General features: G+C 62.2%; 20 protein-coding genes. 12 read left to right on the forward strand and 8 right to left on the reverse strand.

Annotation, left to right across the window (positions count from 1 at the left end; genetic code table 11):
* Window positions 1–80: 80 nt before the first annotated feature.
* The 4 genes from M0H32_RS20870 to M0H32_RS20885 form a co-directional block, all read right to left on the reverse strand.
* Window positions 81–1,142 carry a succinylglutamate desuccinylase/aspartoacylase family protein gene (locus M0H32_RS20870; protein ID WP_248157310.1) on the reverse strand — a complete coding sequence of 354 codons (1,062 nt, stop codon included), beginning with the start codon at window positions 1,140–1,142 and terminating at the stop codon, window positions 81–83.
* Entirely contained in the window at window positions 1,139–2,044 is a 906-nt protein-coding gene (rimK, locus tag M0H32_RS20875) for a 30S ribosomal protein S6--L-glutamate ligase (RefSeq protein ID WP_248157312.1), read from the reverse strand. Before rimK ends, M0H32_RS20870 begins: the two co-directional genes overlap by 4 nt.
* Window positions 2,045–2,127: 83 nt before the next feature.
* Window positions 2,128–2,601: an ATP-dependent zinc protease family protein gene (locus M0H32_RS20880; protein ID WP_248157314.1), complete on the reverse strand. Its 474-nt coding sequence runs from the start codon at window positions 2,599–2,601 to the stop codon at window positions 2,128–2,130.
* Window positions 2,602–2,746: 145 nt separating this feature from the next.
* Window positions 2,747–3,334: a VOC family protein gene (locus tag M0H32_RS20885; protein WP_248157316.1), complete on the reverse strand. Its 588-nt coding sequence runs from the start codon at window positions 3,332–3,334 to the stop codon at window positions 2,747–2,749.
* 200 nt (window positions 3,335–3,534) lie between these two features.
* Here M0H32_RS20885 and M0H32_RS20890 point away from each other — a divergent pair, with 200 nt between their 5' ends.
* Window positions 3,535–4,515, forward strand: a complete 981-nt coding sequence (locus M0H32_RS20890) for a DMT family transporter (protein ID WP_248157318.1) — start codon at window positions 3,535–3,537, stop codon at window positions 4,513–4,515.
* A gap of 93 nt (window positions 4,516–4,608) precedes the next feature.
* On the opposite strand, the gene M0H32_RS20895 is transcribed toward M0H32_RS20890, so the two are convergent.
* Both M0H32_RS20895 and M0H32_RS20900 read right to left on the reverse strand, forming a co-directional pair.
* Window positions 4,609–6,279, reverse strand: a complete 1,671-nt coding sequence (locus M0H32_RS20895; protein ID WP_248157320.1) for a long-chain-fatty-acid--CoA ligase — start codon at window positions 6,277–6,279, stop codon at window positions 4,609–4,611.
* A 304-nt stretch (window positions 6,280–6,583) separates the two neighbouring features.
* On the reverse strand, window positions 6,584–7,741 hold the full coding sequence (locus M0H32_RS20900; protein ID WP_248157322.1) for an AAA family ATPase: 1,158 nt from the start codon (window positions 7,739–7,741) through the stop codon (window positions 6,584–6,586).
* 99 nt (window positions 7,742–7,840) lie between these two features.
* Between M0H32_RS20900 and M0H32_RS20905 the strand changes: the two genes are divergently transcribed.
* Complete coding sequence (locus M0H32_RS20905; RefSeq protein WP_248157324.1) at window positions 7,841–8,386, forward strand: hypothetical protein; 546 nt, start codon at window positions 7,841–7,843, stop codon at window positions 8,384–8,386.
* 16 nt (window positions 8,387–8,402) lie between these two features.
* Here M0H32_RS20905 and ade read toward each other — a convergent pair whose 3' ends face one another.
* The gene (gene ade / locus M0H32_RS20910) at window positions 8,403–10,124 is read right to left on the reverse strand and encodes an adenine deaminase (RefSeq protein WP_248157326.1); all 1,722 of its coding nucleotides are present in this window, start codon (window positions 10,122–10,124) and stop codon (window positions 8,403–8,405) included.
* 371 nt (window positions 10,125–10,495) lie between these two features.
* On the opposite strand from ade, the gene M0H32_RS20915 reads away from it, so the two are divergent.
* The 8 genes from M0H32_RS20915 to eda all read left to right on the forward strand — a co-directional run bounded on the left by M0H32_RS20915 (window position 10,496) and on the right by eda (window position 20,460).
* Window positions 10,496–11,815 (forward strand): ROK family transcriptional regulator, encoded by a 1,320-nt coding sequence (locus M0H32_RS20915; RefSeq protein WP_248157328.1) that lies wholly within the window; start codon window positions 10,496–10,498, stop codon window positions 11,813–11,815.
* Between the two features lie 25 nt (window positions 11,816–11,840).
* Window positions 11,841–12,857 carry a sugar ABC transporter substrate-binding protein gene (locus tag M0H32_RS20920; RefSeq protein WP_248157330.1) on the forward strand — a complete coding sequence of 339 codons (1,017 nt, stop codon included), beginning with the start codon at window positions 11,841–11,843 and terminating at the stop codon, window positions 12,855–12,857.
* Window positions 12,858–13,366: 509 nt separating this feature from the next.
* Window positions 13,367–14,449: an ABC transporter permease gene (locus M0H32_RS20925; protein ID WP_248157332.1), complete on the forward strand. Its 1,083-nt coding sequence runs from the start codon at window positions 13,367–13,369 to the stop codon at window positions 14,447–14,449.
* Window positions 14,449–15,222: an ATP-binding cassette domain-containing protein gene (locus M0H32_RS20930; protein WP_248157334.1), complete on the forward strand. Its 774-nt coding sequence runs from the start codon at window positions 14,449–14,451 to the stop codon at window positions 15,220–15,222. Before M0H32_RS20925 ends, M0H32_RS20930 begins: the two co-directional genes overlap by 1 nt.
* Window positions 15,223–15,305: 83 nt before the next feature.
* A complete protein-coding gene (locus M0H32_RS20935) occupies window positions 15,306–16,253 on the forward strand; it encodes a carbohydrate kinase family protein (RefSeq protein WP_248157336.1) in 948 nt (315 codons plus the stop codon).
* A gap of 110 nt (window positions 16,254–16,363) precedes the next feature.
* A complete protein-coding gene (gene zwf / locus M0H32_RS20940; RefSeq protein WP_248157338.1) occupies window positions 16,364–17,839 on the forward strand; it encodes a glucose-6-phosphate dehydrogenase in 1,476 nt (491 codons plus the stop codon).
* A 137-nt stretch (window positions 17,840–17,976) separates the two neighbouring features.
* A complete protein-coding gene (edd, locus tag M0H32_RS20945; RefSeq protein WP_248157340.1) occupies window positions 17,977–19,797 on the forward strand; it encodes a phosphogluconate dehydratase in 1,821 nt (606 codons plus the stop codon).
* 24 nt (window positions 19,798–19,821) lie between these two features.
* Entirely contained in the window at window positions 19,822–20,460 is a 639-nt protein-coding gene (gene eda, locus M0H32_RS20950) for a bifunctional 4-hydroxy-2-oxoglutarate aldolase/2-dehydro-3-deoxy-phosphogluconate aldolase (protein WP_248157342.1), read from the forward strand.
* 29 nt (window positions 20,461–20,489) lie between these two features.
* On the opposite strand, the gene M0H32_RS20955 is transcribed toward eda, so the two are convergent.
* Complete coding sequence (locus M0H32_RS20955; protein ID WP_248157344.1) at window positions 20,490–21,101, reverse strand: PilZ domain-containing protein; 612 nt, start codon at window positions 21,099–21,101, stop codon at window positions 20,490–20,492.
* Window positions 21,102–21,347: 246 nt separating this feature from the next.
* On the opposite strand from M0H32_RS20955, the gene M0H32_RS20960 reads away from it, so the two are divergent.
* Both M0H32_RS20960 and pgi read left to right on the forward strand, forming a co-directional pair.
* Window positions 21,348–22,139, forward strand: coding sequence for a delta-class carbonic anhydrase (locus M0H32_RS20960; protein ID WP_248157346.1), 792 nt, complete (start codon window positions 21,348–21,350; stop codon window positions 22,137–22,139).
* 157 nt (window positions 22,140–22,296) lie between these two features.
* On the forward strand, window positions 22,297–23,919 hold the full coding sequence (gene pgi, locus M0H32_RS20965) for a glucose-6-phosphate isomerase (RefSeq protein WP_248157348.1): 1,623 nt from the start codon (window positions 22,297–22,299) through the stop codon (window positions 23,917–23,919).
* Window positions 23,920–23,924: the final 5 nt, after the last annotated feature.

Here is a 23,924-nt window from a genome sequence, read left to right on the forward strand (position 1 = left end):
CGGCGCCTGACTGGAACATAGTGCGCTGCCGCAAACAGCGCCAGTGGGCGCCGCCAGCGCTGTCTTCTTCAGGTAGGATCTTAGATGATCTCGTCCTCGTCGAACAGGGGATCGGCTTCGAGCTGTGAGGCCAGGCTGTCGAGGGTCAGCTCGGCATCGTATTTCTCGCTGACATCGGCAATGTGAAACAGGCCATCACCCTCATTGACCACCGGCAGGTTGGTGCGCCCGACCACCAGGCCGCCATATTCGGCAATCACATTCTTCTCGTTCTCGCCGAAAGGATCGGACACGATACCGAGCAGCATCTGCGGCTCCACGACGTCGCCGATGGATTTGAATGGCCTGAGCAGCCCGCCGGCAGGCGACCGCACCCAGTAGCTGGACTTGGTCAGGATCGATCGAGCCTTGGGTCTGGTAATGCCTTTCGAACCGACCATTTTCAGCGCCCGCATCACCCGCAAGATCCCGGAAACGCCGGCCCGGATGGCCATTTCATCGAACCTGAGCCCTTCGCCCGCCTCGAAGACCAGCACATCGGTGCCCTTCGACTGGGCCGCCTCGCGCAAGGAGCCCTCGCGCACCTTCGACGTCAGCACCACCGGGGCCCCGAAAGCCTTGGCCAGCGTGAGCGTATCCGGGCGCGATGGCGATACCCGGATCTGCGGCAGGTTGGTCCGGTGGATCGCGGCGGAATGAAGATCGATGCCGTAATCCGCCCGGTTGACGATCTCCGTCATGAACAGATGGGCCAGACGCCCGGCGAGCGAGCCTCGCTGGCTGCCGGGAAAGACCCGGTTGAGATCGCGCCGGTCAGGCAGGTAACGCGAATGATTGAGGAACCCGAAGGCATTGACGATCGGAATGACCAGAACAGTGCCTTTCAGCTTTTCCAGCTCCGGCGCCTCCAGCTGCGGCGCGTTCAACAGGCGCCGGGCGATCTCGACACCGATCACCTCGTCGCCGTGAATGGCCGCGCTGACAAACAGCACCGGTCCGGGGCGGCGCCCATGCAGCACATGCACGGACATGGTCACCGGCGTGTGGTCGGACAGTACACTGACCGGCAGATCGATAGTCCGCCTCGTGCCCGGCGCAATCGAATGCGCGCCGATGACAAAGGGTTTGACGGGCGTGCTCAACCGCGGCCCTTTGTCTTGGTTTTGCCGACCTGGGCGTTCTTGGCAATGAAGTCGATGATCTTGCCGGCGACATCGATCCCGGTCGCCTTCTCAACGCCTTCGAGGCCCGGCGAGGAGTTCACTTCCATGACCACCGGTCCGTGATTGGAACGCAGCATGTCGACGCCGCAGACATTGAGGCCCATGGATTTGGCCGCTCTGATCGCCGTCGAGCGCTCCTCCGGCGATATCTTGATGGAGGCCGCGCTGCCGCCGCGATGCAGGTTGGAGCGGAATTCCCCTTCCGCGCCGGTCCGCTTCATCGCGGCAATGACCTTGCCGCCAACGACCAGGGCGCGGATGTCGGTGCCACCAGATTCCTTGATGAATTCCTGGACCAGGATGTTGACATTGGCGCCGCGGAAGGCCTCGATCACCGACTTGGCCGAACGTTCCGTATCCGCCAGAACCACACCGATGCCCTGAGTGCCTTCCAGGAGCTTGATCACCACAGGCGCACCGCCAGCGGTGGACAACACTTCCTCGGTCATTTTGGGATCATGGGCAAAAGTCGTCACGGGCAAGCCGATGCCGTCGCGGGCAAGCAGCTGCATGGAGCGCAGCTTGTCGCGCGAGCGGCCGATGGCGACCGACTCGTTCAACGGATAGACCCCCATCATCTCGAACTGGCGCAAAACGGCGAGACCATAGAATGTGACCGAGGCGCCGATCCTCGGGATGACCGCATCATAGCCGGTCAGCTTGGTGCCGTTATAATAGATTTCCGGCCGCCTTGAGGCGATGTTCATATAACAGCGCAGCGTGTTGATGATGTCGAGTTCGTGGCCCTTTTCCTCCGCGGCCTCCTTGAGGCGGCGGTGCGAATAGAGCTCCGGGTTCCGCGCCATCATTGCAATCTTCATTGGTCCTTGTCCCCTTGTCTAGGCCTCGCAAAGGCCGGGTTTGACACCGATGGTTCAGTGATCTTTTGCCGGTTGCCCGGTCGTTAGTGTTTTGTCGCCGGCGCGGGTTTGCCGGCCAGAAAGGACCGGCCCGCATGCACCAGAACGTTGTGGCGCCGGATCGCTGTACGCCCCAGGATCATGTCGAATCCCATGTTCGACCGGTCGGCCAGCGAGACGTCCACATGCCAGTGATGGCTGCCCAGATGCAGCAGGGTCCGGATCACGATCCTCGTTTCCGGCACGCCGCTGGTATTCTTGATGTCGCGCTGGTCCAGAACCGGCACTTCCACCCTGAAGTCCGCGTGATGCCGGGAGGCCGGCACCCGGAACCGGACCCAGCTGCGCCCGTCCTTCTCGAACACTTCCTGGTCTTCGGCATGGAGCGCGGAAGTCCGAGCCCCGGTATCGATTTTGGCGCGCATGTCAAACACGCCGAGTTCCGGGAGACTTACGATCTCGCGCCAGCCGATAATGTCGGCGGCGATTCCCGGACGCCCCTTTTTAGCCCTTGTCATTCACTGAAATCCTGGCCTTTTCCATTGCGGAACACGCGGCCTGTCCAACCCATATGGAAAACATTGCATGCCGCGCTGTTGAGCGCAATACGGGTTGCGCCACCCGGATCTTTGCGCCGCTTTCCGAGTGGCACAGCCCTCACCATTAACGCTCAAAGGGGTTCTTTGGTTCCCGATCTTCTGACAGGCTGCCGCGTGTTTGCCGGGTCAATTGCTCGATCGCGTCGGCCAGATGCACCTCCTGGATGTTGTAGTCGCCACGGGCGACGCGAATCTTGTGGGCGGCCAGCATGACCTCGCCCATCGGCACGCCCTCTGGCGGCTTGAAGCGGTAGCTCGCCAGCTCGATCAGCAGGCCCAGTGGGTCGCGGAAATAAATTGAATCCATGAAGCCCCGATCCTTCGGGCCACTGTGCTCGATGCCACGCGCCTCCAGCCGCTCCGCGATCTGGCGGAAGGTTGCCTGGCTGACATCCAGCGCCAGGTGATGCACGCAACCGATGGTCTGCGGCGCCGGTTCGGCGTCTGGCTTGCGGTCCTCATTGGTGAAGATCGTGATCAGCCGGCCGTCGCCCGGATCGAAATAGAGATGGCTCTGGTTGGCATCGTCCAGGTTGGGCTGTTCGAACACGAACGGCATGCCGAGCACGCCTTCCCAAAAATCGATTGAGGTCTGCCGGTCGGCGCCGACCAGCGTGATGTGATGAATGCCCTGGGTCTGGATTTTTTCCATGCGTCACTTCCCCGTTCCGTCCACCTAGTATGGCGCGGCGGCGCGGTAAGGCAAACACCTGGTCGGGACAAGAGCCCTTCCCTTCTCATGGAAAAGCGCTAGACTTGTTGCAACCGCAACAAACAGCCCAAACCGACACGTGCTCCCGCTCCGGCCCGTTGGCGCCGCGGTCCGCGCATGCCGCTCGGCCAGGAAGCCCTATGGACATGCCCACCAAGGACCCGATGCCTCCCGAGGCAACGGGCAACCGACTTCAGCGCAAACTGGCCAGCCTGACGGAAAACCTGCCGTCCAACACCATCGGCGCGCTCTGGATCCTGCTGGCCGCCTTCGGCTTCTCGATCATGGTCACCTTGATCAAGTTCCTCGGCCAGGACCTGTCGGTGTTCCAGATCCTGGTGGTGCGACAGGCGGTCATGCTGGCCATTGTCGCCCCGAAGATCCTGAGCGGCCTGCCGCATTCCCTCGAAACCAAGCGGCCGGGGCTGCAGCTGACCCGCATCGCCTTTGCCACCACCGCCATGCTGTGCGGCTTCACCGCCGTCATCGAGATGCCGCTGGCGGATGCCACCGCGATCAGCTTCTCGAAAACCTTCTTCATCACCATCTTCGCGATCTGGCTCCTGGGCGAGACCGTCGGTGTGCACCGCTGGGGCGCGACCATTGTCGGCTTTCTCGGCGTGCTTCTGATGCTGCGGCCCGACGGCGACGGCCTGATCGATCCCTATGCCCTGCTCGCCATCGCGGGTGCCGCCTGCGCCGGCATGGTGATGATCGTGGTGCGCATGCTGACCCGCACCGATCCGCCGGTTACGATTCTCACCTACCAGGCGCTCGGTGTCGGTCTGATCATGGCCGCCCCGGCGATCTACACCTGGCAGGCGCCGAGCCTCGGCCAATGGGGGCTGCTAGTGGTGATCGGCATCATCTCCTGGGCGGCCCAGATGGCCAATATCCGCGCCTTCAAGGCGGGTGAAGCCACCGCCATCGCTTCGCTCGACTATACCCGCCTGCTCTATGCCACTATCTTCGGCGCTCTGGTCTTCAGCCAGTGGCCACGGGTGGAAACGTTGATCGGCGCCGCCATCATCATCGCTGCCTCGATCTATACCGTCCGCCGCGAAGCCAAGCGCGGGCGGGAACTGGCAAGAGCTTCCGACGGACGCGGATATAACAGCTAGAACCGCTCCACCCGGCATGACAACAACAGGCTGACCGAAAAGACGAAACGCGCTCAAATGAGCGCGTTTCCTGTAAAGCCAGACCGCTAAGCCTCAGGCGCTCTTGGCTTCCGCCATCGCGCGCTTCTGCGCCTCTTCCTCGACCAGTTCCTTTTTCGACAACTTGCCGACCATGGTCTTCGGCAACTCGTCGCGGAACTCGTATTCGCGCGGCAGTTCGATGGTCGACAGGTGATCCTTCAGGAAGGTCTTCATCTCGTCGGCGGTCATCGAATACCCCTCTTTCAACTTGATGAAGGCCTTGGGGCTTTGGCCGCGATATTCGTCCGGCACCGCGATCACGATGGTCTCGTCGACCGCCTCGTGCTGGTAGATCGCTTCCTCGATCACCCGCGGATAGACGTTATAACCGGAACACAGGATCAGGTCCTTGATCCGGTCGACCAGATAGATGAAGCCGTCCTCGTCGACATAGCCGACATCGCCGGTATGCAGGTAACCGTCCTCGGTGATGGTATCGGCCGTGGCATCGGCCCGTTTCCAGTAGCCTTTCATGATCTGCGGGCCGTGCAGAAGCAATTCCCCCTTCTCGCCCAGCGGCACTTCGGTGACCCGGTCCTCGATGCTGACGAAGCGGGCCTTGGTGCCCGGCGCCAGCCGGCCGATGGAGCCGGCGCGGCGGCTTTCATCCAGCGGATTGACCGCGGCGACCGGCGAGGATTCCGTCAGGCCATAGCCTTCGACCAGAACGCAACCGGTGATCTTCTCGAAGCTTTCCTTGACCTCGACCGGCAGCGGCGCGCCGCCGGAAAGACACAGGCGGATGGTGGTAAGGTCGTATTTCTCGGTCAACGGCGAATTGTTGATCGCGGTGTAGATGGTCGGCACGCCCGGGAACAGCGTCACCTTCTTGCGCACGATCGCATCGAGCAGGGCTTTCAACTCAAAACGGGGCTGCAGCACCATTTCCGCGCCTAGGATGATCGACAGGTTCTGGGCGACCGTCATGGCAAAGACGTGGAAGAACGGCAGCACGCACAGCATGCGTTCCTCCCCCGGCTTGGCCTTTTCGAAGATGCAGCGCATCTGCTCGATATTGGCCGCCAGATTCTTGTGCGTCAGCATAGCGCCCTTGGGCACACCGGTGGTACCGCCGGTATATTGCAGTACCGCGATGGACTCATCGACATCGATCGCGACCGGCTTGGGCCGACTGCCTTTGGTCTGCAGATCGTCGAACCAGACATGCGCGTCATCTTTCGGAATATCGGCCAGTTCCTTGCGCTTGAACAGGCTGAACAGCACCTTCTTGACCGTCGGCAGGCAGAAGCTCATCGGGCAGACGATGATCTTGTCGAGGATCTTTTCCTTCCGGACGTCCTCGACCTTGTCGTAGATCACCTTCAGATCCATGGTCACCATGATGCGCACATCGGCATCGCGCGCCTGGAAGGCGATTTCGCGTTCCACATAGAGCGGATTGAAATTGGCGACGGTGCCGCCGATCTTCAGGATCGCAAAGTAGAAGATCGTGTAATAGGGCGTGTTCGGCAGGCAAAGACCGACATGGACACCTGGACCGACGCCCATGGCCTGCAGGCCGGCGGCCGTGCTGTCGACCAGCGCGCCTATTTCGCCATAGGTCCAGACCTTGCCCATGAAGTCGGCGGCCGGCCGGGCGCCGAATTGCGCAACGGTCGCCTCGAGATACTCATGTACTGGACGGGGTTCAAAACCCGCGTTCCACTCCTCCGCAGTCGTCATCAAGTTCTCCAACGCGTGTTTTTGCGCTCACTCGGCGGACGGGCCGTCGACCTGAAATCCGAAAAGCGCCTCCACGCGCCTTTCCAAACTCCCCCCTTCAGGTCCCGGCCGCCAATGAGGCGTCGCCTCTTTGGGTTCCTCCTGACATGACGCAACCTTACGTTCACGTCAACTCGCGACGTTACGACACCCTAGCATTTTTTTGCGCGCGCACAGTCATCAAAATTAGATATGTCGGCTGGAGAAATTGGCAATAGCCACGCCAAATCAAAAACTTAACCAAAGGAAATCAGAACCGGAAAAGTCACCGCTTCGGCCAGGACCAATTGGGTGTATCGACACCGTCCACAACCGTTTCGCCCAGTTCCTTGCGCAAGTCGTAGCGCAGACAGGCCTCCTCCTTGGCGAGTTCCGTCACCAGTGTTTCGGCGTGGGAGACAACAATCACCTGGGTCTTTTGCGCAGCCAATGCGATCAGTCTCGCCAGCGGCTCCAGCAGGGCCGGATGCAGGCTCGTCTCCGGTTCGTTGAGCACGATCAGCGGCGCCGGCCGGGGCGACAGCAGCGCCGCCGTCAACAGCAGATAGCGCAGCGTGCCGTCGGAAAGTTCGCTGGCCCGCAGCGGCCGCAGCAGGCCCTTCTGGCGCATCAGCAATTCGAAATAGCCGTCATTGACGGTGATCTGGATCGCGGCGCCCGGAAAGGCATCGTCGATGGCGTCCGCCAAAGCGCGCTCGTCGCCGATTTCCAGGATGGTCTGCAGCGCCGCCGCCAGATCGCCGCCATCGCCGCTGAGCACCGGCGTTCTGGTGCCGATCTTGGGAAACCGTGCCGGGGCGTCCCGGTCGGTGCGCAAATGGTCGTAGAACCGCCATGCGCGCATGCGCTCGCGCATCACAAGGAGTTCCAATCCGTCCTTGGGATCGGCGGCATGGGTCATCATGCTGTCGAAGCGGGCAAGATTCTGGAACACCGGCACCCGTTGCCCCTGGCTGTTCAGAACCCGGGCCGTCGGACCGTTGCGGCCGGCGATTTCGTTGGATCGCGACAGTGCCTCCCCAGCCCACAGCGCCTCGGCCTTGATCTCCGGGTCCATGGAAAACAGCGACCGGCCGGCATCTGCCGGCAGGCCGAGATCGATGGCATAGCCGTAATCCTCGTCGGCAAAGCCGAGCTTCAGGCTGACCACTCTCTTGCGCACGGTGCCCTGCACCGGAACCTCGCCTTTCTTCATCGCCCGCGAGAACGCTTCGGGCCCGGCCCAGAGTGTCGAATTCAGGCCGCCCTCGGCCGCCAGAGACGCGATTGCCTGCCCTTGGGCGACTTCCGCCAGCAGCCGGATCGAGCGGTAGAGGCTCGACTTGCCGCTGCCGTTCGCGCCGGTTACCAGCGTGATCCGGTCAAGAGGCAGGATGAGGTCGCGAAGGGAGCGGTAACCGGAAACCGCAAGGGTGAGGATCATGAAGCCTCTTTGGAAAAGATGGTAAATTCAGCGATTTTTTGGCAAGATTGCAACTTGTGAACGTCAGGCCTCAGGCGTGCCCGGGTGGAGTTCAGCACAATGTACAGTCCGAGGGAAGCGGAAGAAGACGGCCACGCCCTGAACCTGGCCATCCTGTTCTTTGCCGTTCTGGCCATTGTCATCACCCTTTATCTGCATCACGACGGCGCCCTGAAATACTGGTTGCTTGACAATTTCGGCGAACACACGACCGGCACCGTGCTGTCTCTGGAAGACGCTCCGGACAACGCCGGTGATCTGCAGACCCGCAAGCGCGAAAACCCGCGCAACTACCTGAAAAACTCAAAAGCCTGGGTCCACGGCCAGAGACTGCATATCGAATACAAGCCGGACGGCCCTGTTCCCCTGATCCTCACCGTCACGCTTCCGGACGACATGGTCGGCAAGCCGGTGACCGACACGCTTGCGGTTTCCTACCTGCCGGCCAACCCGCGCATCGCCTACCCGACCGACTATCTGTCCGAATTCGCCCTGGACAGCAGGATCGCGCTCTGGGCACTGGCCGTCGGCGCTTTCGTGCTGATCTTCGGCTACGACGCTGTCAAGGCGTGGCTCGGGTTCCGCCGGAACATGCACCGCTACTGACGGAAGCCCGGCGCGATCACGAACCCTGGTCGATCAGCTCGAATTTGTTGACATCGAAGACACCGAAATCGGTGATCTTCAGATGCGGGATGACCGGCAGCGGCAGGAAAGCGACCTGCAGGAAGGGTTCGGCCAGCGTGCAGCCAAGATCCTTCGCTGCCGCGCGCAGCTCTTCCAGATGCTCCTTGACGGTCTCGAACGGCTCCAGGCTCATCAGGCCGGCCAGGGGCAAGGCCAACTCCGCCTTGACCCCGTCGCTGTCGGCGACCGCAAAGCCGCCCTTCATGGCGATCACCCGGTTGACCGCATGGGCCATCGCCTCCTCATTGGCGCCGACCACGCAGATATTGTGGCTGTCATGGCCGACCGACGAGGCGATCGCCCCCCGTTTCATGCCGAAGCCGTTGACGAAACCGAGCCCGATATTGCCGGTGCCCATGTGACGCTCAACGACGGCGACCTTCAGGACATCCTGATCGAGATCGGCCAGGGTCTTGCCGCCGGTCACCGGCAGGGTCCGCTTCAGATGCTCGGTGATGATGCGGCCCGGCACGACGCCGATCACGTCGGCTTCGCTGTTGCGGGCCGGAATGTCGAATTTCGCGGCCGTCACCGGCCCCACCTTGACACTGTCCAAGCCGACGGGCGGCACGATCGTCCGTTTTGCAAAGGCGTCGTCACTGGCGATCACGCCGCCGCAAATCACCTCGGCCACACGGCAGTCGTCGAAATCGCTCAGCAGCGCGATATCCGCGCGCTTGCCCGGCGCGATCACGCCCTTGTCCTTCAGGCCGAAAGCATTCGCCGCCGACAAGCTGGCCGCCCGGTAGGCGTCGAGCGGCCGGATGCCCTTGGCGATCAAGCGGCGGATCATGCTGTCGAGATGGCCTTCCTCGGCAATGTCGAGCGGGTTGCGGTCGTCCGTGCACAGCGCCACGAAGGCCGAGACATCCGGCGTCAGGATCGGCGCCAGCGCCTCCAGGTCCTTGGACACCGAGCCCTCGCGCATCAGGATGGTCATGCCCTTGGTGAGCTTTTCCAGGGCTTCCTCGGCCGAGGTCGCCTCATGGTCGGTGCGGATGCCGGCCGCGAGATAGCCGTTGAGCCCGAGCCCGCCGAGCAGCGGCGCGTGGCCGTCGATATGGCCGTCCTGAAAAGCCGCCAGCTTGGCAAGCACCTTCGGATCGCGTGCCAGAACACCCGGAAAATTCATGAATTCCGCGAGGCCGATCACCTTTTCGTGGTCGCGGAACGGCAGAAGATCCTCGATTTCCAGACAGGCTCCGGCGGTTTCGAAAGCCGTTGCGGGCACGCAGGACGACAGGTTGACCCGAAGATCCATCACCGTTTGGAGCGAACTGTCGAGGAAATAGCGAATGCCGTCGGCACCCAGCACATTGGCGATCTCATGGGGATCGCAGATCGCGGTGGTGACCCCGTGCGGCAGGACGCAGCGATCGAACTCGAACGGCGTCACGAGCGAGGATTCCACATGCAGATGCGTGTCGATGAAGCCCGGGACGGCCGTCAGTCCGGAACCCTCAATCGTACGGTCTCCCGCATAGTCGCCGTGTGTGCCGACAATCCGGTCGCCGACAATGGCGATATCTGTCTCGACCGTGGACCCGTCGACAACGCTGAACAGCCGGACATTCTTTATCACCAGGTCCGCGGACACCTCCCCCGCGCCTGCTGCAATCGCCCTTGAAAGGAATGTTTCATCGTGTCTGGCCGGCATGTTTCTTCTCCGATTCTTTTCTGTCACCGACAATACGGATGTTCACCGTTCCGGCAACGGTTTCACACCGCTGCAGAGCCCGGTCCAGAAAAAGGGGCAAGGACCGGCAAAACCAGCCCGTGACGCTTGCCAGCTGTTTCTGCGGCCCCATTTACCTTCCTCTAGGGCAACGGGTCGCTACCTGAACTTAAATTTTTTCTTCTTTCTATTCAGGCAATTACCGCACTGCAAAGCAGAATCAACGCGCTGCGGCAGCGAAATCGAATTGACAGAATGCGGTTTCAGTCGAATAATTTCATCAAGATAAATTATTCTGGATCGCCCCCAACAAACAAAAAATGGCGGCCGGAAAGGGAGGAGCGAGAACGGTGGTGGAACCTCGCAAAAGCGGTCGCGGCTCGAATTCCGCGCAACTGCGCCGCTACAACGAGCGCATCGTGTTGCAGATCTTACGACGGGCGGGTGAAGCTTCCAAGGCAGAACTCGCGCGGGCCGTGCAATTGACCAACGCCGCTATCGGAGCGATCATCCAGGACCTGATCGAGGAAGGCCTGATCGTCGAAGCCGGCAAGCGTCACGACGGCGGCCGGGGCCAGCCGGCCACAATGCTCAGGCTTGCGCCCAGCGGGGCCTTTTCCTTCGGCGTACGCCTGGACCGGACCAACATGGAAACGGTCCTGATGGACTTTTCCGGACAGCTCATCGGCCGCCGCCTGCACGACCTGATCCTGCCGGCGCCCGAACGTGCCCTGGAGATCCTGACGGAAGATCTCCAATTCCTCCGGCATCAGCTGAGCGACGAGGAGCAGACCCGCATCACCGGCATCGGCCTCGCCCAACCGTTCAACCTCGGGGCCTGGTTGCACGAACTCGGCCTCCCGGAAGCCGACTTCAAGAAATGGGACGACTTCGATCTGAGCACGGCGCTGGAAACCGCGACCGGCCTGCCCGTTTTCAGTGAGAACGATGGCACGGCAGCTGCGGTGGCGGAGCTGTTTTACGGTCTCGGCCGCCAGAACGACCATTTCCTGTATCTGTTTCTCGGCCCGGCGATCGGTGGCGGGCTCATCCTGAAGGGGGATGTGGTGCGCGGCGAGACCGGCAATGCAGGCGACGTGGCCATGATGCCGGTGCCGCCAAGCAGCTTGCCAACCGCGCCGAAGGCGCGTCACCAGTGGGACCTCCTGCTGACACGCGCCTCCCTCGTGGCCCTGGCCCGGCACATGTCGCCGGACGATTTTGCACAGCTGAACCGCGGCGATCTTCAGGACGCCGTCGAGGCTGACGCGCCCAAATACAGGGAATGGCTGGCCGACTGCGCGGACGCGCTCGGGCTTGCCCTGCGATCCGCCTATGCCTTGCTGGATGTGCCACTGGTGGTCATCGACGGCGACCTTGGCGGCCCCTTCCCGGCAGCTTTCCGGCGCGCAGTGAAGGACGCCGTGGAACGCACTGCGCCGGAGCGGCGGCAATCGCCTGACATTCAGATTGGCAGTTTCGGCCATGACGCCGGCGCCATCGGTGCGGCCAGCCTGCCGCAGTTTTTCAACTTCTCGCCCAGGGCCGCGATCCTGACCGGCGGGAAGGACACCGGACCCGCCGGAGCTGGCAACGCGGAGGAAAGAGCCAGCTTTCCGGCACGGGCAGCACGATTGGGGTCGCATCTGGCCGCACCCAATCGTCCAACTTGATCAAGGCCAGGGAGGAAAAACGCAAATGATCCGGAAACTACTCGCGAGCGCATCCATTCTTGCCGCCATGGCGGCAGCACCGGCAGCCGCGGCAGACATTTCTGCCTGCCTGATCACCAAGACGGACACCAACCCGTTCTTCGTGAAAATGAAGGAAGGCGCCGCCGCCAAGGCCGAAGAGCTGGGCATTGAACTGAAGTCCTTTGCCGGCAAGATCGACGGCGACCACGAAACCCAGGTGGCCGCAATCGAAACCTGCATCGCCGACGGCGCCAAGGGCATTCTTCTGACCGCGTCCGACACGTCTTCGATCGTGCCGGCCGTGCAGCAGGCCCGCGACAACGGTCTTCTCGTGATCGCGCTCGACACGCCGCTGAGCCCGATCGACGCGGCCGACGCCACCTTCGCCACCGACAACTTCCTGGCAGGAGAGCTGATCGGCAAATGGGCCGCCGCGGCCCTTGGAGACGACGCCGCCAATGCCAAGATCGGCATGCTGGATCTTGCCATCAGCCAGCCGACCGTCGGCGTGCTGCGCGACCAGGGCTTCCTGCAGGGCTTCGGCATCGATCTCGGCGACCCGAAAAAGTGGGGTGACGAAACCGACCCCCGCATCGTTGGCAACGATGTCACCGCCGGCAACGAGGAAGGCGGCCGCAAGGCCATGGAAAACCTTCTTGCCAAGGATCCGATGATCAACGTCGTCTACACGATCAACGAACCGGCCGCTGCCGGCGCCTATGAGGCCCTGAAAGCCATCGGCCGTGAGAACGACGTGCTGATTGTTTCGGTCGACGGCGGCTGCCCGGGCGTGCAGAACGTCAAGGACGGTGTTATCGGCGCCACTTCGCAGCAATACCCGCTGCTGATGGCCTCCCTCGGCATCGAAGCCATCAAGAAATGGGCTGACAGCGGTGAAAAGCCGGAGCCGACCCCGGGCAAGGACTTCTTCGACACCGGCGTGGCGCTGGTGACCGACAAGCCGGTCGATGGTGTCGACAGCATCGATACCGCCAAGGGCACGGATCTCTGCTGGGGCTAACTGCCTCCAATACGAGACAAAAAGGGGCATGGGCGACCTTGCCCCTTTTTCGGAAAGGTACACTGGTGTGGTGAATTTGAAATTCGCCTCATTGGTGCAGCGGCCGTCGTGGCGAATTTCAAATTCAAAACCACACCAGCAACATACTATTTCTGGGCACCCTTTTGAAACTGAAGTTCGTTCAGAGCATGCTGAAAAAAGAGACGAACTTCAGTTTCGGGTGACTAGAGCGTTTCACGGTTAGATTGAAGCGTTCTGTTTGTCGTCCGGCGAGACGAATGCGCGGAGGGTCGTGAAACCCACAGCGGGGCTATGGGTGAGCGGCACGACAAAGCAGACGTCCGCCGGACGTAAACCCGAAGGGCCGGGCCGGTTTGGTCCAATGCCGTCGGTCTTTGTCTCGACCGTGCAGCCAGCACGGCCTTCGACAAAGACCTTGACCTTGAACCAAACCGACCTCGGCAGAATGCTTCGATCTAACCGTGAAACGCTCTAGAGGGAAAACGGGCATGACCTCAGATACCAAGACAGCCGGCGGACAGGCGGATTATGAATCCGCCGCGGCAACCGCCCCCAAGGCTGTCGCATCGTTCGATGACCACCGTCATGGCATCGGCCACAAGATTCAGCACTCGCTGCACCAGACCCCATCTCTGGTTCCGCTGATCGTCCTGGTGCTTTCACTCGCCATATTCGGCATCCTGCTGGGGTCGAAACTGTTTTCGCCCTTCGCAATGACGCTGATCCTGCAACAGGTTCAGATCGTCGGCATCGTTGCCGCCGCGCAAAGCCTCGTCATCCTGACTGCAGGCATCGACCTGTCGGTCGGCGCGATCATGGTACTGTCGTCCGTGGTGATGGGTCAGTTCACGTTCCGCTATGGCCTGCCGGTGGAAATCGCCATCGTCTGCGGCCTGATCTGCGGCACGATCTGCGGCTATATCAACGGCTTCCTGGTCGCCATCGTCAAACTGCCGCCCTTCATCGTGACGCTCGGCATGTGGCAGATCGTGCTCGCGACGAACTTTCTCTATTCGGCCAACGAGACCATCCGGTCCCAGGAAATCTCCGAACTCGCACCCCTGCTCCAGTTCTTCGGCAACAAGGTCAATATCGGCGGCGCGATCTTCACCTACGGCGTCATCTTCATGGTGCTTTTGATCCTGGTGCTGGCCTACGCACTCAGGCAGACCGCCTGGGGCCGTCACGTCTATGCCATCGGCGACGATCCGGAAGCCGCGCAGCTGTCCGGGGTCCAGGTGAAGAAGGTCCAGATCTCGGTCTACATGCTGTCGGGCCTGATCTGTGCCTTTGCCGGCTGGGCCATGATCGGCCGCATCGGCTCGGTCTCGCCAACAACCGGCCAGCTCGCCAACATCGAATCCATCACAGCCGTGGTGATCGGCGGCATCTCGCTTTTCGGCGGCCGCGGCTCGATCCTCGGCACGCTGTTCGGTGCCCTGATCGTCGGCGTCTTCACCCTCAGCCTGCGCCTGCTCGGCGCGGATGCCCAGTGGACCTATCTGCTCATCGGCATTCTCATCATCGGCGCGGTCGCGATCGACCAGTGGATCAGAAAGGTGTCAGTCTGATGGAACCCGTTCTTCAAGCACGCAACCTGGTCAAGCGCTACGGCCGCGTGGTGGCCATGGACCATGCCGATTTCGAGCTCTATCCGGGCGAGATCCTGGCGGTGATCGGCGACAACGGCGCCGGCAAGTCCACCCTGATCAAGGCGCTTAGCGGCGCGGTGCTGCCGGATGACGGCGACATCCTGCTGGACGGAAAGCCCGTCCATTTCGCCTCGCCCATCGACGCCAGGGCGGCCGGCATCGAGACCGTCTACCAGACGCTTGCCATGTCGCCTGCCCTGTCGATCACGGACAACATGTTCATGGGCCGTGAAATCCGCAAACCGGGTTTCCGAGGTGCCTGGCTGCGCCAGCTCGACCGCAAGAAGATGGAGGAGATCGCCCGCGACAAGCTCAACGAGCTGGGGCTGCTCACGATCCAGAACATCAACCAGGCGGTGGAAACGCTCTCCGGCGGCCAGCGCCAGGGGGTGGCGGTTGCCCGGGCGGCGGCCTTCGGCTCCAAGGTGGTGATCATGGACGAACCGACGGCCGCGCTCGGCGTCAAGGAAAGCCGGCGTGTGCTGGAACTGATCAAGGACGTCAAGGCCCGTGGCCTGCCGATCGTCCTGATCAGCCACAACATGCCTCATGTCTTCGAGGTTGCCGACCGCATCCACATCCACCGGCTCGGCAAGCGCGCCTGCGTGATCAAGCCCTCGGACTTCTCCATGTCCGACGCGGTCGCGATCATGACCGGCGCCATGGACCCGCCCGACAGTCTTGCGGCCTGACGGTGAGTCTGGAAAGTTAAATTCAGGCGGTCCGGCTCCGGCCGGGCCGCCTCACTCGAACCTGACAACGATTTGGATCATTGATGTTTCTGATTTGCGGCGAAGCTCTGTTTGACTTCTTCGGCGACAACACGCCTGGCGACAACGTCGCCTTCGACGCCCGCATCGGCGGGTCGCCCTTCAACGTCGCGATGGGTCTGGCGCGCCTGGGCGAGGAAGCCGGTTTCTTCGGCGGCATTTCCCGGGACGCGCTTGGTGAACGGCTGGTGGCAAAGTTCCGCGCCGAAGGCGTCTCGGAGCGCTACATCCTCAGAACCGACTACCTGACGACACTCAGTCTGGTCCAGAAGGATGCAAACGGCTCGCCCGCCTATACGTTTTACGGCGCCAACGCCGCCGACCGCATGGTCACCGAGGCGGATCTGCCCGATTTCGACACCCCGCCCGCCTTCCTGCATGTCGGCTCCTATACCGCCCTGGTAGAACCGGTTGCCGGTGCCCTGAAGACGCTGATCGAACGGGAAAAGACACACACTCTGATTTCCTTCGACCCCAATATTCGGCCGACCGTTGTGCCCGATATGGGCCAGTGGCGGCAAAACACCGAGGTGCTGGTGCCGCTCACCGACCTGATCAAGGTCAGCGACGAGGATCTGGAGCTGATCGCCCCTGGCGAACCGGTCGCGGGCATCGCCCGCAAGTGGCTGGCGGACGGCGCAGGACTGGTGATCGTGACCCGTGGTGGCGACGGCGCCACCGCCTTTATGTCCGGCCTCGAAGTCGATTGCCCCGGGATCAAGGTCACCGTAGAAGATACTGTGGGAGCCGGTGACACGTTCCAGGCAGCCCTGCTGGCGGGCCTGAAACAGCTCGGCGTCTCCGACCGGAAGGCGCTGGAGAGCCTTCGCCAGGACAGCCTGGAGCGCCTGGTCGAATTCGCGGTCAAGGCGGCGGCGATCACCTGTTCCAGGCGTGGTGCCGACCTGCCGCGCAGGGCCGAACTGGAAAAAGAATGGTCAGCCTTGAAATGAGGGGCTGACAAGTGAATTAAATCGATTTAAAAGCCTGTCGGGTGCGATGCAAAAAGTATGGCCGCACCGACGGTCCGCGGGACAGACAAGCTGCTGAGAAGGGATGAAACATGGCGGTACGCGTCATTGAAGTAGATGAATTCGACCTGGTCGTGTTCGGAGCATCCGGAGACCTTGCCAACCGCAAGCTTCTGCCAGCGCTGTATCACCGCGACGCGGACGGACAGATGCCGGAAAACGCGCGCATCATCTGCAGCGCCCGCCGCGACTATTCCGACGACGATTACCGGGACTACGCGAAAAAAGCCCTTCAGGAGCACGTCAAGGATCTGGACGCTGAGCACCTTCAGCAGTTTCTGAAGCGCTTGCGCTACGTCAAGATCGACATCGCAACGGCTGAGGGCTTTGAAGATCTGAGCACAATCCTGGATGAACGCACCGACGTCATCCGTGCATTTTACCTCGCCGTCGGCCCCGATCTCTTCGGCACCATTTGCGAGAATCTCGGCCGCGTCGGCGTGGTCAACGACAATGCACGCGTCGTCATGGAAAAGCCGATCGGCAAGGACGGAGCCTCCGCCAAGGCGCTCAACGACACGGTCGGCGCGGTCTTCGACGAACACCAGATCTTCCGTATCGACCACTATCTCGGCAAGGAAACGGTGCAGAACCTGATGGCGCTGCGCTTTGCCAATGCCCTGTTCGAGCCGCTCTGGAACGCCGCCCATATCGACCACGTTCAGATCACCGTCGCCGAATCCCTCGGCACCGGTGGCCGCGCCGGCTATTACGACACTGCCGGCGCCCTGCGCGACATGGTCCAGAACCACATTCTCCAGCTGCTTTGCCTCGTCGCCATGGAGCCGCCGGAATCCATGAACGCAGACAGCGTCCGCGACGAAAAACTGAAAGTGCTCAAAGCACTCGCCCCCATCGACGAACACAGCGCCGAAAAGCTGACCGTGCGCGGCCAGTACCGCGCCGGCGCGTCCGCCGGCGGTGCGGTGCCCGGTTACCTGGAAGAGCTCGGCAATGACGAGAGCCGGACGGAAACCTTCGTGGCCCTGAAAGCGGAAATCGCCAACTGGCGATGGGCCGGCGTGCCGTTCTACCTGCGCACCGGCAAGCGGCTGGCGCAGCGGGTGTCGGAAATCGTCGTCCAGTTCCGCCCGATCCCGCACTCGATCTTCGACGCGGAAGCCGGTGTCATCACGGCCAACCGCCTGATCATCCGCCTTCAGCCGGATGAAGGCGTGCAGATGCAGGTGATGATTAAGGATCCCGGCCCCGGCGGCATGCGCCTGAGGCAGGTTCCGCTCGACATGAGCTTCGCCGAGGCCTTCAAGGTGCGCAACCCGGATGCCTATGAGCGCCTGATCATGGACGTGATCCGCGGCAACCAGACCCTGTTCATGCGGCGCGACGAGGTCGACGCCGCCTGGGCCTGGATCGATCCGATCCAGGCGGCATGGGCCGCCTCCAAGGACACGCCCAAGGGCTATACCGCAGGCACCTGGGGACCGTCCGCCGCCATCGCTCTCGTGGAACGCGACGGCCGCACCTGGGCGGAAGACGACGGCGCCTGAGCAAGGATCACAGGGCCCGGCCCTGTGACCGATTTGCCGCCTAAATCGATTAGATAGGCGGACGACGGGCAGATCTGCCCTATGTGCCGGAGAGAACACCAGCCAAGCCACCCTAGGCTAGCAAAGGATTTGACAGCATGACCATTCAGGACCGCATTGGCGACGTCACCGAACGGATCGTCAAACGCAGCCACGACAGCCGGTCGATCTATCTGGAGCGGATCGGCCAGGCCGCCGAAAAAGGACCGCAGCGCTCGCGCCTGTCCTGCGGCAACCTAGCCCACGGCTTCGCCGCCTGCGGCCTCTCCGACAAAAAGGCCCTGTCCGGCGACGTGGTGCCGAACCTCGGCATCATCACATCCTACAATGACATGCTGTCCGCGCATCAGCCCTACGAGACCTACCCAGCGCTGATCCGAGACGCCGCCCATGAAGTCGGCGCGGTCGCCCAGGTTGCCGGCGGCGTACCGGCCATGTGCGACGGCGTCACCCAGGGTCAGGACGGCATGGAACTGTCGCTGTTCTCCCGCGACATCATCGCCATGGCGGCTGCCGTCGGCCTGTCGCACCAGATGTTCGACGCCGCCGTGTTCCTTGGTATCTGCGACAAGATCGTACCGGGCCTGGCGATCGCCGCGCTCTCCTTCGGTCATTTGCCCGCCGTCTTCGTGCCCGCCGGTCCGATGACCACCGGCATCTCCAACGATGACAAGGCCAAGGTCCGCCAGCTCTATGCCGAAGGCAAGGTGGGCCGCGACGCGCTGCTGGAAAGCGAATCCCAGGCCTATCATTCGCCGGGTACCTGCACCTTCTACGGCACCGCCAATTCCAATCAGATGCTGATGGAGATCATGGGCCTGCACATGCCGGGCGCCTCTTTCATCAATCCGGGCACCCCCTTGCGCGACGCGCTGACGAAGGAAGCCGCGAAACGCGCTCTGGCGATTTCCGCCCTCGGCAACGAGTTCACCCCGGCAGGCGAAGTCATCAGCGAGAAGGCCATTGTCAACGGCGTGGTCGGCCTTCATGCCACCGGCGGCTCGACCAATCACACCATGCATCTGGTCGCGATTGCGGCCGCAGCCGGTATCAAGCTCACCTGGGACGACATTTCCGATCTTTCCGACGTGGTGCCGCTGCTCGCCCGGGTCTATCCGAATGGCAAGGCCGACGTGAACCACTTCCAGGCGGCCGGTGGCCTTCAGTTCCTGATCCGCGAGCTCCTCGGCGACGGCTATCTGCACCAGGACGTCAAGACCGTCTACGGCACGGACCTGTCCGGCTACACGGCCGAGGCCAAGCTCGACACCAACGGCAATGTCATTCGCCAGGAAGTGCCGGAAACCTCCGGCGACGAAACCGTTCTGGCGCCGGTTTCCAAGGCCTTCCAGCCGACCGGTGGCCTGAAGATGCTGACCGGCAACATGGGCAAGGCCGTCATCAAGATCTCGGCGGTGGCCAAGGAGCGCCACATCATCGAGGCCCCTGCCCGCGTCTTCCACGACCAGAACGACTTCCTGACCGCTTTCAACAACAAGGAACTGACCGGCGACGTGGCCGCCGTCGTCCGTTTCCAGGGGCCGAAGGCGATCGGAATGCCGGAATTGCACAAGCTGACGCCCTGCCTCGGCATCCTGCAGGACCGCGGCCACAAGGTGGCGCTGATCACCGACGGACGCATGTCCGGCGCCTCCGGCAAGGTTCCCGCCGCCATTCACGTCACTCCGGAAGCCGCTGCCGGCGGGCCGATCGCGAAGATCCGCGACGGTGACATGATCCGGGTCGACGCGGTCGCCGGCACGCTGGAAGTCCTGGTGGACGAGGCCGAGTTCAACGCCCGGCCGCTGGCCGAAGCCGATCTCAGCCAGCACCAGTTCGGCACCGGCAGGGACCTCTTCGCCGCCTTCCGCGCCAATGTCGGCACAGCCGACACCGGCGCGCATGTGTTCGGTGCATAGTCAGAACAATTCGAGGAGACGCCTGTGGCCCAGGACATTGAAAAAATCGAAAAAGTAATGTGCGCCGCGCCGGTGATCCCGGTGCTCGTGGTCGAAGATCCGAAGAAGGCCGTGCCGATGGCGGAAGCTTTGGTGCGCGGCGGCCTGCCGGCAATCGAGATCACACTGCGCACGCCGCATGCACTGGAAGCCATCAACGCGGTCAACGAACATGTCGAAGGCGCGATTGTCGGCGCCGGCACCGTTCTCGACGACCGGCAGTATGACGCGGCGGTGTCCGCCGGAGCGCGCTTCATCGTCTCGCCCGGCGCCACCGAGGCCTTGCTCGACGCCGCCGACCAGCACAGCGTGCCGCTGCTGCCGGGCGCGGCCACCGCGTCGGAAGTCATGTTCCTCTTGGAACGCGGCTATCAGCGGCTGAAATTCTTTCCCGCCGAGCAGGCAGGTGGCGCGTCCTATCTGAAATCGTTGTCCTCACCGCTGGCCGCCGCCAAGTTCTGCCCCACCGGCGGCGTGTCGCTGGACAAGGCACCGGACTATCTCAAGCTGCCGAATGTGCTTTGTGTCGGCGGCTCCTGGATCGCCGATGCCAAGGCAATTGCCGAGGAAGACTGGAGCGGCATCGAAGAACGCGCCCGCGCCGCGGCCGGAATCAAGGGGTAAGCGGTCAGGCGTGACACCGGCAATGCGGATCAGGCGCTTTCCTGCTCCGCAGCTTCGCCGCCCGCGTCTTCCCCTTCTTCCTCTTCCTCACCTTCGGATTCTTCAAGGGTGCGGTTCCACAACAGCCGGAGCCCAGCCGAGGTCTCGTTGCGCCAGGCAAATTCGGCGACCACCGGCCTGTCGAACTTGTTCATCGTCAGAACGACTTCTTCCGGCAACGCCGTCAGTCCCTTCGCCGATATCCGGCAGCCGTTCTTGCCGGCATCGATGATGGTGCCCGAAATTTCGGTGATACCGTCCAGATCGGCGATCTTGACGGGAATGCTGACGTTGTTGCGTTTTTCGCGGCGCTTGTCGGAAACGCTTTTCTCGGTTTTTGCGAAGACGACGGCGGCATCATTGGCTTTCACCGACGTTACATGTGCCTTTACCAGGGTGTCCGATTCCTTGGGCCAGATCCCGATATTCTTGTAAAGCCTGCCGATGTCCACCGACACCAGCCGGCATCCCCATTCGCTCACATTCGATACGGTTGCATGAATCGCCGCGAGATTGTCGAAGTCGATCACAACGACTTCTTCTTCCGCGTCGGGTTGGTCCTGGAGGTGGCAAAGGCCGTGCGATGATGTGTCTTGGCTCATGGGGCAAATTTACCTTAAGGCCGTTTCGTTTCATTTAAGGCTGGCGGCAATGGCCTGAAATTGTTCAGATATTCAACCAGAAGCTGGCCGTCGCGTACAGACTGTAAAACTTACTGCGCAGATTTCGCGACTGTTCCGCTGAGCCCAAACGTGGTTCAGATAGGAGCGCCAACAGGAGATTTCGGCGCCTGGATCGGCAGTTTTGCTCGAGAAAAAATACAATTGTTCACCCCGGAGGAGACTGTAATGACGAGACTATCCGGACTATCCCTGACATTCCTTCTTGCCCTTTCCCCGCTTTCCTCCGCATCTGCTGAAGAGCTTTGCGTCGGCTTCGGTCCGCAAACACCACGCGACATATCCAGCAAGGAAGGCCTCAACACGGCCGCCGTTTCACTGGCTCCTGGCGCGGACAATCTGAACCTGTGCAACCTGCACACCCATACCAATGCCGAACACAAGGCACCCGGCTTTTCAATCTTCGCCGGGGACGGTGACCATGGCGGCTACAAATGCAACGGCACGGAAGACCTGACCGAAGCGGAACTCGCCGAGCCCGAAGGCGACGCCTATCACGGCGTCAAACCGGGCGACACGATCGAGGTGCACTGGGTCTATTCCTCCTGCAACGTCCAGCCCGGCGAAGGTCTCGGTTCCTGCCTGTCGGAAAGCTGCTCCAACCCGCAATTGCGTGTGGAAGCCCAGACCTTTCTGGTGGTCAATGACAAGAATGCCCTGAATTTCCTCGATTTCGACTATGACGGCACGGTCCGCAACGGCCTGCACCAGCCCAAGGCGCTGCCATCCGGCACGGGCGATCCGGTTACTTTCATCGGCTCCACTACCGGGACGAGCTACACGGACGCGAAGTGTTCGCCATTCCAGGTGACCTGGAACGTTCGCCCGCAATGCGCCAAGCTCGACATCAATTCGCTCAACGCCTGGGCGGAACAGGGCAACGTCTTCAAGGAAGACCATTCCCACGGCGTCCGCAAGCTGGTGACCGCCCCCGAACTGCTGGCGCCGATCACCAATTAAGGCACTTGATTGTCAGGTTTCCAGGCCGCCGGACCATGCAGTCCGGCGGCTTCGACCGCACTTTTCGCTCCCCCTGCAATGATTGCTGTGCTATCTGAGGCGCATCGCCGGTTTTGGCATGGATTTATGCGGTTAAATCGATTTAGGGAGGCCGTTCATGGCTCTTGAAGCAGCGTTTGAAGCTCTCACCCGTCAGGCGGAGCAATTGCAGGACAGCAGCCTCCGGGCCTTGTTCGCCGCCGATCCGGACCGCTTCACCCGCTTCTCCGCCCGCTGCGACGATCTCCTGCTCGACTATTCCAAATCCAAGATCGACACCAGGGCCTTTGAGCTGCTTCTGGACCTTGCCAAGGCCGCCGATGTCGAAGGCCGCCGCGATGCCATGCTGGCCGGAGAGAAAATCAACAGCACCGAGAACCGCGCCGTCCTGCACACCGCTCTCAGGAACCGCTCCGACAAGCCGGTTCTGGTCGATGGCGAGGACGTCATGCCGGATGTGCGCGCCGTGCTCGATGCCATGGCCGACTTTTCCGAGGCCGTGCGGTCCGGCGAGCTGACCTCATCTACCGGTGACGCCTTTACCGACGTGGTCAATATCGGCATTGGCGGTTCCGATCTCGGCCCGGTCATGACCACACTGGCGCTCAGCCCCTATCATGACGGTCCGGAGCTGCATTACGTTTCCAACGTCGACGGTGCCCATATCGCAGACACCCTGGAAAAGCTCGATCCGGCGACGACACTGATCATCGTCGCCTCAAAAACCTTCACCACCATCGAGACCATGACCAACGCGCAGACCGCGCGCAAATGGATCGCGGACGCGCTTGGCGAGGGCGCGGTCGGCGATCATTTCGCCGCTGTCTCCACCGCACTCGACAAGGTTGCTGCCTTCGGCATCGACGCGGCCCGCGTCTTCGGCTTCTGGGACTGGGTCGGCGGCCGCTATTCGGTCTGGTCCGCCATCGGCCTGCCGCTGATGATTGCAATCGGTCCGGACGCCTTTTCCGATTTCCTGGAAGGCGCCCATGCGATGGACACCCATTTCGCCGAAGCTCCACTTCAGCAGAACCTGCCCGTGCTGATGGCCTTGATCGGCGTCTGGAACCGGGATTGCCTCGGCCTGACCGCGCGCGCGGTTCTGCCCTATGACCAGCGCCTGTCGCGCCTGCCGGCCTATCTGCAGCAGCTCGACATGGAATCGAACGGCAAGCGCGTCCGGCGCGACGGCAGCCCCGTATCCCAGGAAACCGGCCCGCTGGTCTGGGGCGAGCCCGGCACCAACGGCCAGCACGCCTTCTATCAGCTGCTGCACCAGGGAACGACCGTGATTCCCTGCGAGTTCCTGATCGCGGCCAACAGCCTTGAGGACGACCTCAAGCACCATCATGAGCTGCTGATCGCCAATTGCCTGGCCCAGTCCGAAGCCCTGATGCTGGGCCGCACGCTGGACGAAGCCAGGGCCCAGCTCACGGCTGCCGGACTGGCCGCTGAGGAGGTCGAGCGCCTGGCGCCACACAAGGTGTTCCCGGGCGACCGGCCTTCCCTGACCCTGGTCTATGACCAGCTGACACCCTTCTCGCTCGGCCGCCTGATCGCACTTTACGAGCACCGCGTCTTTGTCGAAGGCGTGATCTGGGGCATCAACTCTTTCGACCAATGGGGTGTCGAACTCGGCAAGGAACTGGCCACCGCCCTGTTGCCGATGGTCAAGGGCGAGGTATCGGCAGACACAAAAGATGCCTCCACCCGTGGCCTGCTGCAGGCAATTCACAGTTAATTTTG

The organism is Roseibium sediminicola, assembly GCF_023156505.1.
GTDB classification, from domain to species: Bacteria; Pseudomonadota; Alphaproteobacteria; order Rhizobiales; family Stappiaceae; genus Roseibium; species Roseibium sediminicola.

Excerpts from the sequence above, each read along its gene's own strand:
- M0H32_RS20890 (WP_248157318.1), top strand. The coding sequence starts at position 3,535 with ATGGACATGCCCACCAAGGACCCGATGCCTCCCGAGGCAACGGGCAAC.
- pgi (WP_248157348.1), top strand. The coding sequence starts at position 22,297 with ATGGCTCTTGAAGCAGCGTTTGAAGCTCTCACCCGTCAGGCGGAGCAA.
- M0H32_RS20960 (WP_248157346.1), top strand. The coding sequence starts at position 21,348 with ATGACGAGACTATCCGGACTATCCCTGACATTCCTTCTTGCCCTTTCC.
- M0H32_RS20925 (WP_248157332.1), top strand. The coding sequence starts at position 13,367 with ATGACCTCAGATACCAAGACAGCCGGCGGACAGGCGGATTATGAATCC.
- M0H32_RS20880 (WP_248157314.1), bottom strand. The coding sequence starts at position 2,601 with ATGACAAGGGCTAAAAAGGGGCGTCCGGGAATCGCCGCCGACATTATC.
- M0H32_RS20935 (WP_248157336.1), top strand. The coding sequence starts at position 15,306 with ATGTTTCTGATTTGCGGCGAAGCTCTGTTTGACTTCTTCGGCGACAAC.
- M0H32_RS20955 (WP_248157344.1), bottom strand. The coding sequence starts at position 21,101 with ATGAGCCAAGACACATCATCGCACGGCCTTTGCCACCTCCAGGACCAA.
- M0H32_RS20885 (WP_248157316.1), bottom strand. The coding sequence starts at position 3,334 with ATGGAAAAAATCCAGACCCAGGGCATTCATCACATCACGCTGGTCGGC.
- ade (WP_248157326.1), bottom strand. The coding sequence starts at position 10,124 with ATGCCGGCCAGACACGATGAAACATTCCTTTCAAGGGCGATTGCAGCA.
- M0H32_RS20895 (WP_248157320.1), bottom strand. The coding sequence starts at position 6,279 with ATGACGACTGCGGAGGAGTGGAACGCGGGTTTTGAACCCCGTCCAGTA.
- M0H32_RS20920 (WP_248157330.1), top strand. The coding sequence starts at position 11,841 with ATGATCCGGAAACTACTCGCGAGCGCATCCATTCTTGCCGCCATGGCG.
- M0H32_RS20930 (WP_248157334.1), top strand. The coding sequence starts at position 14,449 with ATGGAACCCGTTCTTCAAGCACGCAACCTGGTCAAGCGCTACGGCCGC.
- M0H32_RS20905 (WP_248157324.1), top strand. The coding sequence starts at position 7,841 with ATGTACAGTCCGAGGGAAGCGGAAGAAGACGGCCACGCCCTGAACCTG.
- zwf (WP_248157338.1), top strand. The coding sequence starts at position 16,364 with ATGGCGGTACGCGTCATTGAAGTAGATGAATTCGACCTGGTCGTGTTC.
- M0H32_RS20900 (WP_248157322.1), bottom strand. The coding sequence starts at position 7,741 with ATGATCCTCACCCTTGCGGTTTCCGGTTACCGCTCCCTTCGCGACCTC.
- rimK (WP_248157312.1), bottom strand. The coding sequence starts at position 2,044 with ATGAAGATTGCAATGATGGCGCGGAACCCGGAGCTCTATTCGCACCGC.
- edd (WP_248157340.1), top strand. The coding sequence starts at position 17,977 with ATGACCATTCAGGACCGCATTGGCGACGTCACCGAACGGATCGTCAAA.